Genomic DNA, 18,449 nt, shown 5'->3' with positions numbered 1-18,449 from the left:
GAGTCAATTGAATCAATCTTCTGCGAACAAAAAGAACAGTCATCCAGGACTAACTTCAGCCGAAGCAAAAACCCGCCTTTTGCAACAAGGCGAAAATCGTTTGCCTGAAGCTGAAACGGAAAGCTTTGTAATAGTCTTTGCCAAACAATTCAAGAGTCCATTTATCTATGTACTACTGATTGCCGCAGTTGTCTCTTTTTTCCTTGGGCAAAATATCAATGGTTTATTTATCTTTGCGGTATTGTTGCTCAACGCGTCTATTGGCAGTTTTCAGGAATACTCTGCTGAGAAAGCTGCCAAAGCACTAAACGCAATGGTGCCTCACCTTGCCAATGTAGTTCGCGACGGACATGTTCAACAAATTGATACTCGCAGTATAGTTACCGGAGACTATGTGCTTCTCGCATCGGGAGACAAAGTTCCTGCCGACGGTCAATGCATGGAAACCAATCAGCTCACAGTGGACGAATCGTTACTTACTGGTGAATCTATTGCTGTGTTAAAAGTAATACCTGAAACGGACGCCCCTGTACGAGACACTAACCTTTGCTTCGCGGGAACTACCGTGGTCAAAGGGCGAGGCTTAATAAAGGTCGGGGCAACAGGTCTTAATACTGAAATTGGAAAAATAGCAAAGGCAGTAACCAAAGAAGACAAAACCAAGCCTCCATTATTGCAACGGATTGAACGTTTTACATTGCGTGTTACCATAGCAACGCTTGTCATTATAGCGCTAATATTTATTATTTCTCTCATCCGGGGAGAAGCTATATCCCAGGTTTTTTTCCTCGGTGTTGCACTAGCGGTTTCTGCTATACCCGAAGGTCTCCCAGCAGCCATTACCGTAGCTCTTGCGATAGGTATGCGTCGAATGGCAAAGCAAAATGTAATCGTCCGCTCTTTGCTTGCAGTTGAAAGTCTGGGCTCATGTACTTATATAGCCTCGGATAAGACCGGCACGCTGACGGTCAATAATATGACTATTCAAAAAATACTTTTAATTGACGGAAGTGAATTTGACGTTACCGGCGAAGGCATCGATATTCATGGACAAATCGAAGCTAAAAACAATCACAATTCTAAAGCCGAAAAGCTATGTGAAGTCGGTGTTCTTTCCAATGAAGCAGAGCTGTATTTACAAGAAGGTGAATGGCGAGGTCAAGGCGACCAGGTCGATATTGCCTTTCTAGTGTTATACAACAAACTGGGTAAAGATCATCAACAACTACAATTCAGATATCGACAAATTAATCGTATTCCGTACGAATCGGAAAATGCCTACAATGCGTCTCTCAATCGTATTAATGGACAATATCGATTATCTGTAAAAGGTAGTGCAGAAAAACTAGTACAGATGAGTAACTTAAACGAAGAGCAAAGGCGGTTAATCAGCCAGCAAGTTCTGTCTTTGGCTGAACAGGGGTATCGAGTATTGGCCCTGGCCGATAAAGTCATCGAATCGGTCCCGGTAAGAATAGAAGATAGTCTTAATCAGCTGAATTTTATTGGCCTGGTTGGAATTATCGATCCATTGAGAAAAACTGCTGCCGAATCAGTTGCCTTATGCCGACAGGCCTCTATTGAAGTCGGCATGATTACAGGAGACCATCCAGAAACAGCAAGAGCGATTGCAAAAAAACTAAGAATCAACGACCCCGATGAAAGAGTTATTTCTGGATGCGAAATTTCAGAAGCTAAGTCAACTTCGACAGAAAGACTGAATTCACTTACCATCAATCATCATACCTTTGCTAGAGTGAGACCCTTAGAAAAGCAGATCATAGTAGAGTCACTTGAGAGCCAGGGGCATTTTGTTGCAGTCACTGGGGACGGGGTCAACGACGCTCCTGCATTAAAATCAGCTCATGTAGGTATAGCGATGGGCAAAAGAGGAACAGATGTCGCCCGAGAAAGTGCAGACCTAATATTAACCGATGATAACTTTTCCTCACTGGTAAATGGTATTAAAGAAGGACGTATTGTTTACGCGAACATTCGAAAAGTGGTTTTTCTTCTTATTTCGACTGGTGCAGCAGAAATTCTTCTCTTTATTTTGAGTTTGATCGCGGGCCTTCCACTACCTTTATATCCGATTCAACTTCTATGGCTAAATCTAGTTACCAATGGAGTTCAGGACGTTGCCCTGGCCTTTGAGCCCGCAGAAGGTAACGAGCTGAAAAAGCCTCCAAGAAAACCATCAGAGTCAATATTTAACAAGACTATGATTGAGAGAGTACTAATTAATGCCATTGTAATGGGCTCTTTGGCTTTCGCCCTGTTCGCCCTATCACTAAAAGCGGGAATGGCTGAAACAGAAGCAAGAAATATTACTTTGCTTCTAATGGTTTTATTTGAAAATGTACATGCACTCAATAGTCGTTCAGAGATTCAGTCATTGTTTAAAATGAATTTCTTTAGTAATCGGCTATTGCTAATCGGTATCCTTGTTGCACAAACCATTCATATCGGAGCTATGTATACTGATACACTTGGCTCTCTGCTAGAAATCACCCCTGTCAGCTTCATTCAGTGGACAGAATTACTTTCAATCGCACTCTCTTTGATACTGGTAGATGAGTTTCATAAATGGATTCTTCGCAAGAAACACCTATAAAAAATTTTTAGACTGACAACAAAAATTAAATACTTCGCAAGTCTCCTTTCTATTTTCCTGCCCCCTAACAACAAAAACGCCGACATAAGTCGGCGTTTGAGTCTATCGGAATCTTGGAGAACTAAGCAACTGTATTGGCACTTTTATTTCTAAGATATGAGAGGTACAAAACAGTAGCCAACAAAGCAACGGTAATTACAGATACAGTACCCGCTAATCCGCCAGATGATAAACCAGCATTACTTGCTACTTGAATACTAGCATCTGGAGTAAATGTAGCAGCATACATTCCTGTGTAGTGCATACCACAAACCGCTATTCCCATAATGATGGCACTACCAAAACGCTGGAACATTCCTCTTAAGTTAAATGCTAGCCATAGTGCGACAACTGACGCAACAATTCCGATAACCACCGAAACGGCAACAATTGTTGAGTCATAGCTAATCTTCGCAGGGACCTGCATTGCATACATCCCGAGGTAATGCATACTTGCTACACCTAGTCCAGCAATAGCTCCACCGAGAATTAGGCTCGCGTCACCTAACAAATCGCGACCGGCAACAATCAATCCGATGCTTACAAACACTACCGCAATAACCAATGAAAGAATAGTTAAGCCCATATCAAACTGCATTGGGAAAGCCATATTCATCGCTAGCATCGCGATAAAGTGCATCGACCAGATTGCTCCACCTCCTAATGCCAAGCCTGAAGTTAATACCCAGAAACCTAATCTATGCTTTTCTGCCACGGGTATACGGATAGCAAGCTGCAGCGCAGTGAACGAGCCCATAACTGCCATTAAAAAAGAAAGAGCAACCAGGCCCAGGTTGTAGCTAGATTGTAAATCTTCCACGGTAAAATCCTCTTAGCTATAAATTAACGAAATTCAAAAGAGCAAGACATCTGTCCCTGACATCGGCACGAAATATTTTCAACCTTAGCTTCCTTGGTTGTTGGCGATTGATGTAAAAATCCTGTCATAAATCCCTTTGTAAAATCACAGCGGCTGTTAGGATTAGCCGTATTACAAAATATACTATTGTCGATCGAAATCATGCGATCATTACAGGATACTTTTCCAAAACTTGAAATGGCCTGAGAAAGCATACGTTTCAGAGCTTTTTCAAGTTTAAGAGGCTTACCTAGCGCGTAATCCTTCTTATAGATCATTGCCCCAACCTGATGTCCGAGCATGAAAACGATTGATGAATTATTTGTCCCCTGAAAGCTCTGTGTAAAGTTATTAACCACAGGTCCGACATTGGAAAAATTAGCGACTATTTCTTTAGCAACCTGAGCAACTTTTTCTTTCAGTTGCTCATTTGAATGAGAACTTCCTGAAGCATTAGCCGTTTCGCCTGTCTCTGCTGTTGGCTCTTGATAAAGGATATCCTCACATCCAGAAATATTAAGTAACTTTCCTTCTAATTCTGGCGGTAATGGTAATGTTCCATTCTCAATTTCCAACTTAACAAATGTCTTATTATCTCCGGCACGTTTGCCGAATTGATTTGAGACAATCTTATATCCATCGCCAGTTAAACAACGATAGATATTTAGTAGAATTCCAGAATGTTCTTCAACAACAACGTAAAGCATAGCGGCGTCTATTTTTTATACAGTCACAGTTTTTAACAATGATTATAGGTAACCAATTTCAAGATTACCTACTAATAAAGTGTAATTATAAAATTGGAATAAAACATTTTATTTACGTGATTTATCTCACATAAAAAATTTATAAGAGAGATGTTGCTATTATTTATTTTTATTTACAGTAAATTTGAAGCAGCGCTCAAAAATCTGGAGCAAATTATCTTTAAAGCCAATAAAACACAAGAAAATGTTTAATCTTTTTGAGATAAAATCTCACCAGGAAATTAATTCAATGTTAAGAAAAATTTTTGTGCATCTCTCAGTAGAATAAAAATTGAATTTCTTTGCTTTTTAACTTGAGTACTATCTAGATTGCGTTGCATATTAGAAAGACCTTGCCAAAGTGCGTTGTTAAGCAATAGCTTGTTTTTATCAAGAAGTGAGATGTTATGAAAGTTTTGATATTTGCTACGGCCTATAATGGAATCTGTCAAAGAGTACACAAGGAATTGGTGCAGGATGGTCACATTGTAGACATAGAATTGTCCGCAGATCATGATCAAATGTTTAAATCTTATTGTCGATTTAGACCTTCCATTATTGTTTGCCCGTTTTTGAAACATCGAATACCTGATGCAATCTGGCGCGCAGTTCCCTGCCTGGTTATGCATCCTGGAGTCGCTGGCGATCAGGGACCTTCCTCTCTCGACTGGGCGATCACTAATGAAAAGCCTTATTGGGGAGCAACATTACTTCAGGCCAATGATGAATATGATGCTGGTGCGATTTGGGACACGGTAAATTTCGAAACACGTAAAACAAGTAAATCGAGTACATATCGTAGAGAGGTTACTCGGGTCGGGGCTCAAATGATCCGAAACGCAATCAGAAAATTCGATATGGATAATGGATATAATGGCCTCTCTAGAAGTGAACTCAATCGTATTGAGCATGAGTGGCGTCCATTGATGAAACAACCTGATAGAGCGATTGACTGGCAGCGTGACTCTGGCGAATTAATCGCAAAGAAAATCAATGCGGCCGACAGTTTTCCTGGCGTACTGGATCGGATATACACCACACCTGTTTATTTATATGGTGCGAGATATGAAGCAAGAAGTGATATCGAAGCAGAGCCGGGAATGATTGTTGGTCATAAAGATGAAGCCATTGCGCGAGCTTGCAAGGGCGGTGTCGTCTGGATTAGACAGCTACGCAAAAGTTCGCCGGATCATAAACTAACAGATCCTGATAACCCTTATTTTAAATTACCCGCTTTAAGAGCATTGAATACGCAAATTGCAAAAGGGTCTCAATTATCTCCCTTAGACTCTGATATTCAAGGCGATATCAGAGTGGAAATTAAAAATGAAACTGCCTATCTGTATTTTGATTTCTATAATGGCGCTTTTAGTACTGAACAATGTCAACAACTCCTATGTGAATTCAAGCTTCTCGAAAGTAGACAAGATATCAAAGTGATTACCTTGATGGGGGGCCAAGACTTCTTCAGTAATGGAATCCACTTGAACTGTATCGAAGCAGCAGATAATCCAGCTTTAGAATCAATGCGAAATATTGAAGCGATAGACGATCTGGTTGAAGCGATAATTACCTGCCAAAGCAAGCTTACCGTCGCAGCATTAAGAAGTAATGCAGGCGCAGGAGGAGCAATTTTACCATTAGCCTGTGACTATGTTATTGCCCGAGAAGGTGTAGTATTGAATCCACATTATAAAACGATGGGACTTACAGGCTCAGAGTTTTGGACTTACCTGCTTCCCAAAAGAGTCGGGAAAAAGAAAGCTTATGCTTTGACCGAAGAGTGCTTACCTCTTTTGGCAACTCAGGCGCTTGAAATTAACCTGGTTGACGAAGTTTTTTGCGAAGACTGGGAATCTTATCATCAGCACTTGTTCGATTACTGCGCAAAACTAACTTCTAGTAGTCAGTACAAACAGCTTTTGAAAGCTAAAACTACGCTACGCAAGGAAGATGAAAAAGCGAAGCCGCTATTGAGCTACCGTACTGAAGAGCTTAGAGAGATGAAAGCAATATTTAACAATCCTGACAGCAGTTATCATAAAAGACGCTCCAATTTTGTCCATAAGTACTCATGTGGTAAAACTCCTGAAAGACTTAGAGCAAGACAGGAATTTTCCGAGCCAAGGGAAACTTCAGCGGTTGGAACTGTCGCCTGAACTTAGTCTCATTGACGGGCAAGTTTTTTTTCAATGCTTGCCCGCTCGAATTGGTGCTTCAAGTTTGTCCCACTGACTAAGTTGGTGCGTCAGCGCTAAAAGTAAAAACTCCAACACTCACCAAACCTGCCCTAACGTTCGCTATCCATTTGTTTTTACTATATTTTTTTCTTTTTTTACTAATTAACCAAAGTTTTGGCATGATATTTTCTTAAGTCTTTTAAACTGGTCGGAGCCCACTTTTGAGATAACTTGATCTATCTCAATAGTGATAGACACAGTTCTCATTACGATACTTTACATTCGAACTTAAGAGGACATTGCTATGCAATCGAAAGCAAAAATTAAAGCTGCCGCATTAAAAGCAGTAGTTGAAGATGGTCGATTAATCGGTGATGTCGCTCAACAATATAGCTTATCCAAACGAACGCTATATCGCTGGTTAACCCAAAAAGGAAATACCAGGAAGGACTCAGTTACAGACTCAAATACAATTTCTTTTGATGAAGTGGCTTCGTTAAAAAATGCGATAAAACTCTTACAGTCTGAGGTTAACGAATTGAAATCGGAACTTAACCAGTATCACATTACTGAAACAATTTGCGACGGTAGAATCCAGCTGTCCTTGCACAAGTTGGGCGAATTAAAACACGCAGGATAATACTTGGTAAATCCGGTTTATCAAATTCTAAAGGGCGAATAACATCAGGCTTGAAAATTAAACTTTTCCTTTGCTGGATTAACCGTTATTCGCCATGACCTTTTTACTAGTGACAGATCTTCGGTATATGCAATAGAAAGCTCCCAATAGATATTAATGTTCCGTTCTCTACCAGAAGCTCGGCCTTGTGAAGGTATTTCTATCTCGAAGTCTAACCAGGTAGCCGACTTCTCAAAGCGAAGTTTACATTCTGACTTTGTGCTGCAAAGAACATCATATTGACTATTCTTATTGCCTCCGTGATAGCGTATGTTAGCCAAACTTACCTCTTTGGCTTTTTTAAAATTAGGGCGAGCAACAGAAATTTTTCCGGTCATCAGTTCACCTATATTAGGTGGGAGCTCATCAATAAATAGCGGGGTTGCTCCCAGTTTTTCATATTTCTTTTGATAAAATTTGGCAAAAAATAAAAACAGTAATGCAAATATCAAAAATAGAAAAGCCGCGAACCACACACCACTCTTCGAAGCCGGCTGAATAGCGATATAGAAAATCGCACAGGTTATCAAGCCAAATATTGCTGATAGTATGTAGAAGCCTCTGGCCTGATTTTTTTCGTTACTTGCAATTTCCATCTACTTTTCCATTCGGCTTAAACCGCAAAATACTCTAGCTTTGTATCATATAGCCCCTATTCCAAAAGACTAGTTCTTCCATTTGATCTGGAACTCTATTTCCTCTTCATTTCCTTCTCTTTCATGCTCGATATTGTATACGGCCCTTACAGGCACATAGATTCGCTCTCCAGCAATCTGTATTTCAAACTTGTCGCCTGATTCCAGCGCATCAGCCAGTCTACGCAACTTCGCGACAAACTCGCTGGTTGAATAGCTTTTTTCAATATCTCTTTCTTCTTTCATGATAACTTTCTCCTTAAGAATTCAGTGCATAATGAGGCTATATTAGCTTACTGCGATGAAATTAACGATTCAAAGCTCCAATTATTCATCCTGCGGTCAGAAACTGACCTTTTATTGACCATTATCAGCGCCTCAAACTTGCATTTCTGAGAAAATTTTGCGCAACAACATAAGTTGTGTCTTGCTTCAGAGACGCAACGCTAAACCCTGAGGAAAAATGATGAAAACAATCATTGAACCCTTTCGCATAAAATCGGTTGAACCATTGAGGATGACGACAATCACCGAACGCGAACAATACTTGAAAGAAGCCAATTATAACTTGTTCTCATTGAAGTCGGACGACGTCTTAATCGACCTGCTAACGGACTCGGGCACATCAGCCATGAGCACCAAGCAATGGGCTGGAATACAAATGGGAGACGAAAGCTACGCCGGTTCGCCTTCTTTTTATCGTTTTGAAAGCGCCCTGAAAAAATTAGCTCCTTTCAAACATATTATTCCGACTCACCAGGGACGCGCAGCTGAAAAGATTCTTTTTTCAATAGTAGGTGGGAAGGGAAAAGTGATTCCAAACAATACCCACTTCGACACAACCAGAGCGAATGTTGAAGCAACTACCGCGGAAGCTCTTGATCTGGTAAAAAAAGAAGGACTCGATCCAAAGCTGGAACATCCATTTAAGGGAGACATTGATTTAGTTCGGCTACGTGAGCTCTTATCTACTCGCAGCGAAGATATCCCGCTAGTTATGCTGACAATCACCAACAACTCTGGTGGAGGCCAGCCGGTTTCTATGCAGAATATCCGTGAAACCAAAGCACTATGTAAAGAATTCGGAAAACCTCTGATTCTGGACGCTTGTCGCTTTGCTGAAAATGCCTACTTTATAAAGCTGCGTGAGGAAGGTTACGCCCAAAAGTCTCCTAAAGAGATAGTTCAGGAAATGTTCAGTTACGCAGACGGTATGACTATGAGCGCCAAAAAAGATGCGCTAGTTAACATGGGCGGATGGCTCGCTCTAAACGATGACGAGCTTGCGATGCACGCCAGAAATATGTTGATACTGACAGAGGGATTTCCCACTTACGGAGGCCTTTCAGGTCGCGATCTGGACGCAATGGCGATTGGTCTGGAAGAAGTCGTGGAAGAAGACTATTTAAACTATCGAATTACTTCAACTGCTTACCTGGGCAACGCGCTGGACAGGCTGGGTATTCCCGTAATGAAACCTATTGGCGGGCATGCTGTTTATATTGATGCACGCGCCATGCTACCGCATATCGATCCTCTACAATATCCTGGTCAGTCGCTAGCGATTGAAATGTATCGTCTAGGTGGAATTAGAACCTGTGAAATCGGCACCGTAATGTTTGGCCGACAAGCGGATGGAAGTGAAAAAGCAGCTCAGATGGACCTCGTTCGAATGGCTATTCCAAGAAGAGTCTATACGCAAAGTCACATCGACTACTGTATTGAATGTTTACAAGAAGTCAACGCAAACAAGCACCGTTTGAAAGGTGTAACAATCAGTTGGGAGCCGCCCATGTTGCGCCACTTTACTGCCCATTTCCAGATATAGAAATATCGGGTAGCAAGCAGGACTGCGTACCAGGTTGAGACGTCAGTTGCTCAAAAACGCCAAGGTTTTATTTAACCTTGGCGTTTTTTGTGTGGTCTGTTAGTAAAAACTAGTTCCACTCACCGCTTAAGGTTACACCGAAGAAGTAGAAACCTTTAGACTTTACTCCTATATGCCAGGTACCCGCCTGAGGGTTGGAGATTGTGCAGGTTTCACTATTTCCACTGCCATTAGAGCGACACTCATAGCTTGAAGTACTCGGTGCAGAACCATGCTTAAGGTATAAGTCAGCATCTCCGCTGCCGCCGGAAGTCGTAATAGTCAAACTCGACATACCCGCAGGTATATCTATCGTTTTACGATGCCATCCCCAGAATACAGCTGAAATCCCTGCATCCTCAAAGCTATCGCCGCTGCCACCACCAGTCGATACATTAACAGTGCGAGTCTCGGTGTCGGTAGCGCCATCGTTGTCAGTAACCGTTAAGGTCACCGTATAACTGCCGTCAGCACCATAAGTATGCGTTGGCGCGACGCCGGTTGCCGAACTACCATCCCCAAAGTCCCAGCTATAAGCAGTAATCGAGCCATCTCCATCACTACTTGCACTGGCATCAAAACTACAGCTAAGTTCAGTACAACTCTCGCTAAAGCTGGCGACAGGAGGCATTCCACCACCACATCCGGTAGATGACAGATAGTCAGCAGCAGCCTTTGCCTGAACCAGACCGTGACCATATGACTGATCTCTACCGCTTGCACCCAGATCTTCAGCCGAAGTATTGAGAGCATTTCTTATTTCTGCCGCGGAACAATCTGTATAGTTACTCCATACCAAAGCAGCTACTCCAGAAACATGAGGAGTGGCCATTGAGGTTCCTGACCATGCATCGTATGAGTTGTTAGGTAAGGTCGAATTAACACCAACACCGGGCGCAGCAATCTCAACTTGCGAGTTTTTTTGCGACCACGAAGAAACATTTTTGTTACTGTCTACAGCAGCAACAGACATTACCACATCATAAGATGCCGGATAGGAATAGGCGTCGTTGCCACTTGAACTACCGTCATTCCCAGAAGCAGCAATACTCAATACGCCTTGATTATATGCAGCTTCAAAAGCATTTCTTTCAGCATTGCTGGAAGCACTTCCGCCGAGACTCATACTGATAACATTGGCGCCAGCATCAACACATTGATTTATTGCCGCAACAAGATCCGAACCATAACCCCAACGCCCAGAGTTGTTGAATACTTTTACAATATGTAGACCAATTTGATTACTGCGATTAACGCCAATCACGCCAACACCATTATTACCATGCGCAGAAATTGTGCCTGCAACATGAGTACCATGACCATGGCCATCTTCCCACCAGTCACCGGTATCACTGCCACTACCATTATTGTCGTCACCACTGATATTATTTCCTGTATAGGGTCTCAAATCTTCATGATTACCGTCGTAGCCGGTATCGGTAATACAAACCTTTCGACTTCCGCTATTGGCATCACTCACATCCAGAGCCTGAACCATAGTTATCCCATAAGGAGTACTTTCAGCCATAGGATTAATGCTTGACTTCTCTACTGGCTCAATCAGGTATCTTCGAGGATCTTCTTCGATAGAAATTGCTACACCACTTTTCTTGAGCTTTTTCAATTGTTCTGCGTTGAGTACTGCCGCCACTGAGTTCGAATGAATCAAGGAACGCTTAACATCGCCTCCCACTCTCTGAATTTGCTGAATATTATTGTGCGCTCTTAATTCTCGGTCGGCCAGACTCATCGATTTGAACGGAACATTGATTCCATCGAGCCCCGATTTCAGTTTAATGATATAACGATTGTCTGCAGCACCAGCATTACAAGCACCCAAAACCAGAGATGTAATAATCGCTTTTTTAAAAATTGATTGTTTATTGTTAATGTCCAACGTTTTTCTCCATTATTATTTTTCATTGTGTAAAGTAAGGTCCCAGTACTTTTTGCATTGGTCTGAGATAGCCTTTCACGTAAAAAGTACTTAGCGATATAGCAAGTTAGAATATTTTTGATTTATCGCTACACCAAAGATTAACAAGGTAAAGCCAGATTTATTTGATGGAGATTCCCAAACAGTTTGCTCAGAGTCCTAAAACAAGAGTATTAATTGGAAACAATTTTAAAGATGGAGTTAAACTTATTGTCCTTAGAATGCTAATCCTAAGAAGCTCTTAGAAACCTTTTGTACGGAGAGTAGTAACCTGAAATCTTGTTCGAAATAAAACAAATACAAGTTCTAAAAAATGGTTCACAATATTTGGATATTGCGTACGCGATTGATATCAGGATAAGAATTGCAATAAATGGAAATAGCACTCCGGGAATAAAGCTGAGATATTGACTAAATTTAATAACCAAAGAGAGCATCATGTTTTCGTGAATCAAATATAATGGGTAGCTCACAAATCCTAGCAGTAGTAACAAACGGCTACTCAAAAAATCTTGTACTTTAATATTTGTAATTGCTAAAAAGAAAAACACCGAAATTAGGCTACAGGCAATTGCTGCAGAATAATTCATTTTGCTTTCAACCAACCCACTTAACATCGATATAACGATCCCTGCAAACAACCACCAACGCTGCTTTGTTTTAACGAAACTATAATAAGCTGCACCAGCAGCAAACCATCCGAAATATTTAAACCCAAGCAGATCCACCACAGAGTAACATAGAGAAATACCTCTAAAAGATATATTTGCAGACAATATACCCAGTAGAACCCACGACAGGAAACATGCAAAAAGAGCAATAACCAGTTTTTTCGACCCCAATACAAAATATAGCAAGGCGGCAATGATATAAAACTTAAACTCGATATAGAGCGACCAGAAAGCCCCTTCCATACTTCTTAATTGAAATCCTGTTATCTTTTCAATTAAATAAGGTTCAATAAATAAAAGACCAGGAATTAGATCTTTGGAAGGTGGTATACCCCTCGGACGTTCAAAGAAAAAACTAGCAGAGAAATAAATAAAAAGAGAACAGACAAGCATTCCCGGAAAAAGTCTAAGCCAGCGTTTATATAAAAAGTGAGAGAATCCTTTACACCTTTCTAGTGTCATTAGAATTACAAATCCTGAAATTAGAAAGAAGAGCTCTACTCCGAGATAACCAAATTTGAAAAGAGGAAATGCCGCCCACTGATCTCCAAAGGGCATCAACTCAATCCATCTTGTATATGCGTGGTAAAAGAAGACTAAAAGAATAGCGATCCCTCTCATTCCATCGAGATATTTAATGCGTTCCATACTCTTCCCTAAAAGTCTTTCTGTTCGCCTTTGTTGGTAATTTTCTGATTGTTTTTTGTACTGCCCATTTAAAACTGAGATTAAAAGGTTATTCAGCAAAAATCTACCGAAAAAATAAATTTTCTATGTAAGATTAAAGAAAATGCGCAAAAGTACCTAAATATCGTGAAAAATCTACTAGTCTGGCAGCAATTGCATGCAATTTTGGCTGTTTGCCACGACAAGCAAAATCAGGTTATGCCTTAAAACCCATCGGATTATGCCTCTCTTGTAAGCTATGCTAGACTCCCCTCTTTTCAAAGTTGATTATCAACATAAAAAAATTCAAACCTAACTATCTGAATTTACTGTAAAATCTTAGCAAAATGGGACGGTATCAATGAAAAAGCTACTTTTGCTTTTAACCTGCTTAAGTATCAATGCTTTTGCGCAAGCACAACAAGAAAACCTTGATTGGCATACCCTGTCTAATTATCAGGAGGTAATTAGCACTCACGTTCATCTCGACCTCGAGGTCGACTTCAAACAAAAACAGCTCAAAGGTAGCATTGAGCATCAAATTGCACCTCAAGCAAAAATGCCCTCTTTTCTTGTGCTAGACACTCGAGATTTAGCGATTCACAAAGCAGAAATCCAGTCAAACGGGGTGTGGGAAAAGACCGAGTTTACGCTAGGCGAATATGACCCTGTACGAGGAACTCCACTCTCCATTGCCATCAAACCCAACACCAGCAAAGTAAAGGTCTACTACAATTCAAATCCGCAAGCTTCAGGTTTGCAGTGGTTAAGTAACGAACAAACTGCTGGTAAAAAACACCCATTCATGTTCAGTCAGTCACAAGCAATTCATGCGAGAAGCTGGATGCCTATTCAGGATACTCCGGCAATGCGTGTTACCTATTCCGCCAGAATTACAACCACGCCTAATCTTCGCCCCGTTATGAGCGCAGATAACTCTCCAGAACGAAGTAAAGATGGCGTTTATCAATTTACAATGCCGCAGGCAATTCCACCCTATCTGATTGCTATTGCCGCCGGTGACATTCGCTATAAGAAAATGTCAAAACAAACCGCAATCTATTCAGAGGAAGCCTACCTCGACACCGCAGCTAAAGAGTTCGAAGATACTCAGGCCATGATTGAAGCCGCAGAAAAAATTTATGGCCCTTATCGCTGGAATCAATACGACTTGCTCATTCTTCCTCCATCTTTTCCTTTTGGAGGTATGGAAAATCCGAGACTTTCATTTATCACTCCTACAGTAATCGCTGGAGACAAGAGCCTGGTCAGTTTAATAGCTCATGAATTAGCACACTCCTGGTCAGGTAACTTGGTGACCAACGCAACCTGGCGTGACCTTTGGTTAAACGAAGGTTTTACCAGCTATGTAGAAAACCGAATAATGGAAGAAATTTTCGGTCAGGATCGAGCGATCATGGAGCAGGCTCTGGGCAAGCAGGAACTACTGGAAGAAATGAAAGAGCTTTCAAAAAATGATACTATTCTGCATGTAGAGTTGGCTGGTCGTGATCCGGATGATGCTTTCTCTGATATCCCTTATGTCAAAGGCCAGCTTTTCCTGATGTTTCTGGAACAGCGATTTGGCAGGGAAAAATTTGATCCTTTCGTTCGTAAACATTTCGACGATCACGCCTTTCAGAGTCTTGATACCAATACTTTCGTTAAATACTTGATGGAAAACTTGATCAAGAAATATCCTGGTATTGTTACAGAAAAAGAAGTCAATGAATGGGTTTATCAAGCAGGCTTACCGGTGACTACACCATCGCCTGTTTCCAATGCTTTTGACAATGTTAAAAAACATATTGCCAACTGGCATAAAGGAAAAGGTTCGCTTTCCGATATCCCCACCAAAAACTGGACTATTCATGAGTGGCTCTACTTTATTAATAACTTGCCGGAAAATATCAGTAAAGAGCAACTGGCGGAACTTGATAGCACTTTCCACTTTACCCAGACAACCAATAACGAAGTGGCTTTCGCCTGGTTACTGCTAAGTGTTAACAAAGGTTATGATAAAGTTGAGCAACGACTGGAACAACACCTGATATCGATCGGCCGACGTCGACTGATTGTCAATCTTTACAAAGCCTTGTTGGAAAAGCCCAAGTATCATAGCTTTGCCGAAAAAGTTTACGCAAAAGCCAGACCGGGATATCACCCGCTGGCTCAGGGAACGATTGACGGGTTGTTTCATGAGAAACTTAAAACTAAATAGTTGATTTGAGCAACTATGTTTAAGCCGCTGAGTAGCGATTAAAGTTTTACTCAGTGGCTTTTTTGTATGCCGATAAAATACCGTAAGAGGCACGATGAAAAGCCTTTTCAAGGTTTTTTAATTTTATTCTTCGGAGCCCTCACTGAATTCGCTTACGCAGAAAATTCAGGCTGGGTTAAAGAATACTAGCTTAAACACGCGTAGAGCCAGGATAATTTCCCAGTCTATTTCGAAGAAATCAGGAGCCTTTGGTTAACCGGGTCGACGCTGACGGTAGCTTTCTTACTAAAGGGGACTTTCGCTTTTCTTAAAAGCTTGGCAAAACTTTTTTAAAGCGATTTCGCACCGCTGCGCTTGCGTGCGAGATACTTTTTTCAAGAGCGAAAAAAGTACCCAAAAACGCCCTTTTTCGCTGCGCTGGCACTCTTACATGAGCGCGTTGATGACATCTAAAACTTCAACCAGGATAAAACTGATCATTGCTATCGCTCTCACGGTGTAATTGCAGCCAAAAGCTAGGCATTGTTACTTTAGTGCCGAGGTTACTAATTGAGTTAAACTCAAGCTGTAAACCTATCCATACCTTTAACTTGCTTTGATCGGTACTGGTTTTCCGAATCCCAAAAGTAGTTCTTGCCAACGACTATAGTCCCGACTCAAAATGTATTATTCATGGTTCCTAGAGAGGTCCTACTAGAGGGTGGGGCGTGAGTACAAATTGCAGGTGGGCGATTAGTTTTTGCCAAGACCTTATCCGGTGTCAATGGCGCTGGCCTAGCGGCCTGAGTGTCGGGCATTTTTTGGTGACTTTTTGTTGCTCTTGACAAAAAGTTACTCGCACGCAAGCGCCGCGGTGCGAAATAGGTTTTAGAAACTTTTATGAAAAGTTAAAAGGTCTCCTTTAGATAATGAGCTGCCACACCATTAACTAAAACAACCATTAGACTTTCTATTATTTATAATATTGGAGGCATATCTTTGGATACGCCCCGCTTTTAAAATGGCCACTCGCTTGTTATTCTTTATTACTATCCAGTCCATCAATCTGTTCAAGCTTTAATTGAGAGTTTTCACACCAGTGACATTCGCGGTTCTTACCAAGTTTTAGTGCCGTTTTAAAGCTTGCTGCAGCATCTTCAATTTTTCCAGCATTAAAATAGGCTTCACCTAAACTATCATACAAATTACCATCGTCAGAAAACCGTGCTGTATTTTCTCGCAGCAATTCAATTGACCATTCAAATTTTCCTCGTTCCATCAACATCAACCCAACACGATTGAGAAATGCACTTTGTTTAAGCGTGTCAGGATATTTATTTTCTATTTGCTTGAAAAGCATCTTTGAATTTGACGGAGAATTTTCCTCGATAAATTCGAACGCAAACAGATAGGAATTTTTAATAATGGGCTTTGGGTGATAGTTGCCATCATTCAACATCTTGTCAATTTCCGATGCTACTCGCTCAAGTTGTGGGCTATCAGCATTGGTTGAAAAGAGCACTATCCGTTCTAGCTCGGGGTACCAGATAATCGAGTGCCAGAATCGACCATTCGACCCATTATGGCTGACTCGACGAAGACCATCACTTTTTAAAGTGACCCCCCAGCCGTATGCATAGAAAAGTTTTCTTCCGTCTTCATAGTCTTTGATTTTTTGATGCAATCCTAACAGGAGCTCCGTGGACTTGCGGCTAAGTACTTTATTATTGGCAAGTGCTCTCATCCAAATCAGCATATCGTGCGGAGTAGAGTTGATGCCGCCATTCCCAAGAATATTCCAGCTCACTTTATTGTCTTCGAGGTAGCGTTCAACCATTGCGCCGGTGTCAATTATATTTCTCGGGTAACCATGGGCGAGATTAGCTTTATTCCAATCCGGTAGCAGATAGCCCGTTTGCTTAATTTTCAACGGTTTAAAGAAGTGCTGTTGTAAAAACTCTTCGTAGCTTCGACCGCTAGTTTTTTCGATAATTTTGGCAAGCACACTGTAGCCTACATTGGAGTAACTGTATTTTTCTCCCGGTTTAAACAAGAGTTTAGTGGTAAAGAGACGATCAAAAAACTCAGCTTCAGCAATGTGATTAAAATCTTGATCGATGGACTCTACGAACCCAGCAGAGTGGGAGAGCAAATGATGGATAGTGATCGAACGTTTATCTTGCGGTACTCCATCAAAAAAGTCACTGACGGGCTGGCTGGTTTTTAGTTTTCCGAGCTCTACTAATTTTAAGATAGCGGCGCTGGTAAATTGTTTTGTATTCGAGCCAATATCAAAAACGGTATCAAGCCCGTTGAGCAGCTTTGATTTTTTATCGGCGTACCCATAACCTTTGGCTAAAAGTGTTTGTCCCTTATCAAAGACGATTGCCGAACCGGAAAATCCTTTTTTGACTCCCTGAGTTAGAAAGTTGTCAATTTTTAAGATTCCAGAGTCAAGGTCTTGTGCAGCAATTTTAGAAAACAGCAGACAACAGAAAGCCCCAACCGCCAGATTAAGCAGTTTGTTCATAATGAAATTCCTTTAATGGGAAATTAAATGTTCATCGGTTGATACGATTGAGTACAACCGAGTATTTTTCGATAGATTGGTAACCGGAGCCCGGCTTAGTTCCAGCGACGACTAATATAGAAGCAACTGAAAGCGCCAAAAATAAGCATTAAGGCAGGCGCTAAAAGCCAGCGGTTGGTATGTCTGCTTGAGATTTCCCGATGACTCATTTTCTCAAATAACCGCCGTCCCTTAAGGGTAGTCTTTACAAAGGCACTCCCTTTATCCTGGCCGGTAACTTCATCCATTTGATCGAGGCGGGTCAACAGCTCTTTTTGTTTGGTGATTTGATTCTTGTTTTCCGGCACGTCATCCAATTGAAGTTCAATCAAAGAAAACTGGTCAAGCGGTTCATCCGGATGAAGTACGCCTTGAGAACGATACAGGTATTCCATCGACGCGTGATTGGGAATAATAGCAATACCAAGAAAGGTCCCGCCCAGCATCATCATGATAAACCCGGCAACCAACCAGCCTCTGGTTGTGGTTACCTTTGCATGGTCTTTCTTGATGATAGCGCTACGAACCTGTTTAAGTTCTTTCAGCCTGACCAGCTCTTCAGAGGATATTTTTTCATAAAGTTCTTCAATTTTTATCTGATAAACCTCAACCAGTTTATCGAAGATTTCTTCCGATGGATAGGATTTACCAGTCTCCAACTTTGACAGGTAAGACTGCTCAATTTCAATTTTTGAGGCCGCTTCAGGCTGGGTCCACTCCAGTTTGTCCCGGCAATTGCGTAGATAGTCACCAAATTTCATTTTGCTCTCCAGTGTGAGGGTTGATGA

13 protein-coding genes are annotated in these 18,449 nt (G+C 41.3%); 5 read left to right on the top strand and 8 right to left on the bottom strand.

The window, feature by feature from the left end; translation table 11 throughout:
* Nucleotides 1-7 precede the first annotated feature (7 nt).
* Complete coding sequence (locus IYN84_RS15640; RefSeq protein WP_196140193.1) at nt 8-2,614, top strand: HAD-IC family P-type ATPase; 2,607 nt, start codon at nt 8-10, stop codon at nt 2,612-2,614.
* 121 nt (nt 2,615-2,735) lie between these two features.
* Here the strand turns inward: IYN84_RS15640 and IYN84_RS15635 are convergent, their stop codons facing one another.
* Complete coding sequence (locus IYN84_RS15635) at nt 2,736-3,473, bottom strand: MHYT domain-containing protein (protein ID WP_196140192.1); 738 nt, start codon at nt 3,471-3,473, stop codon at nt 2,736-2,738.
* A 23-nt stretch (nt 3,474-3,496) separates the two neighbouring features.
* Nucleotides 3,497-4,219 (bottom strand): hypothetical protein, encoded by a 723-nt coding sequence (locus tag IYN84_RS15630; RefSeq protein WP_196140191.1) that lies wholly within the window; start codon nt 4,217-4,219, stop codon nt 3,497-3,499.
* A gap of 446 nt (nt 4,220-4,665) precedes the next feature.
* Here IYN84_RS15630 and IYN84_RS15625 point away from each other — a divergent pair, with 446 nt between their 5' ends.
* Nucleotides 4,666-6,417, top strand: coding sequence for an enoyl-CoA hydratase-related protein (locus tag IYN84_RS15625; RefSeq protein WP_196140190.1), 1,752 nt, complete (start codon nt 4,666-4,668; stop codon nt 6,415-6,417).
* Between the two features lie 325 nt (nt 6,418-6,742).
* Nucleotides 6,743-7,078, top strand: a complete 336-nt coding sequence (locus tag IYN84_RS15620) for a transposase (RefSeq protein WP_196140189.1) — start codon at nt 6,743-6,745, stop codon at nt 7,076-7,078.
* 44 nt (nt 7,079-7,122) lie between these two features.
* Here IYN84_RS15620 and IYN84_RS15615 read toward each other — a convergent pair whose 3' ends face one another.
* Both IYN84_RS15615 and IYN84_RS15610 read right to left on the bottom strand, forming a co-directional pair.
* Nucleotides 7,123-7,713: a hypothetical protein gene (locus IYN84_RS15615; RefSeq protein ID WP_196140188.1), complete on the bottom strand. Its 591-nt coding sequence runs from the start codon at nt 7,711-7,713 to the stop codon at nt 7,123-7,125.
* Between the two features lie 69 nt (nt 7,714-7,782).
* A complete protein-coding gene (locus IYN84_RS15610; RefSeq protein WP_196140187.1) occupies nt 7,783-7,998 on the bottom strand; it encodes an amphi-Trp domain-containing protein in 216 nt (71 codons plus the stop codon).
* Nucleotides 7,999-8,218: 220 nt separating this feature from the next.
* Between IYN84_RS15610 and IYN84_RS15605 the strand changes: the two genes are divergently transcribed.
* Nucleotides 8,219-9,580, top strand: a complete 1,362-nt coding sequence (locus tag IYN84_RS15605; RefSeq protein WP_196140186.1) for a tryptophanase — start codon at nt 8,219-8,221, stop codon at nt 9,578-9,580.
* Nucleotides 9,581-9,689: 109 nt separating this feature from the next.
* Here IYN84_RS15605 and IYN84_RS15595 read toward each other — a convergent pair whose 3' ends face one another.
* Both IYN84_RS15595 and IYN84_RS15590 read right to left on the bottom strand, forming a co-directional pair.
* Nucleotides 9,690-11,516 (bottom strand): S8 family serine peptidase, encoded by a 1,827-nt coding sequence (locus IYN84_RS15595; RefSeq protein ID WP_210330585.1) that lies wholly within the window; start codon nt 11,514-11,516, stop codon nt 9,690-9,692.
* Between the two features lie 269 nt (nt 11,517-11,785).
* Nucleotides 11,786-12,874: an acyltransferase gene (locus IYN84_RS15590; RefSeq protein ID WP_196140185.1), complete on the bottom strand. Its 1,089-nt coding sequence runs from the start codon at nt 12,872-12,874 to the stop codon at nt 11,786-11,788.
* 379 nt (nt 12,875-13,253) lie between these two features.
* Here IYN84_RS15590 and IYN84_RS15585 point away from each other — a divergent pair, with 379 nt between their 5' ends.
* A complete protein-coding gene (locus IYN84_RS15585) occupies nt 13,254-15,113 on the top strand; it encodes a M1 family metallopeptidase (RefSeq protein ID WP_196140184.1) in 1,860 nt (619 codons plus the stop codon).
* A gap of 1,015 nt (nt 15,114-16,128) precedes the next feature.
* Here the strand turns inward: IYN84_RS15585 and IYN84_RS15580 are convergent.
* Nucleotides 16,129-17,622: a serine hydrolase gene (locus IYN84_RS15580; protein WP_196140183.1), complete on the bottom strand. Its 1,494-nt coding sequence runs from the start codon at nt 17,620-17,622 to the stop codon at nt 16,129-16,131.
* Nucleotides 17,623-17,717: 95 nt separating this feature from the next.
* Nucleotides 17,718-18,422 (bottom strand): helix-turn-helix domain-containing protein, encoded by a 705-nt coding sequence (locus IYN84_RS15575; protein WP_196140182.1) that lies wholly within the window; start codon nt 18,420-18,422, stop codon nt 17,718-17,720.
* Nucleotides 18,423-18,449 lie beyond the last annotated feature (27 nt).

It is taken from the genome of Aliikangiella sp. G2MR2-5, assembly GCF_015687155.1.
Taxonomy (GTDB): domain Bacteria; phylum Pseudomonadota; class Gammaproteobacteria; order Enterobacterales; family Kangiellaceae; genus Aliikangiella.
This window is presented reverse-complemented; position numbering and strand designations above follow the sequence as displayed.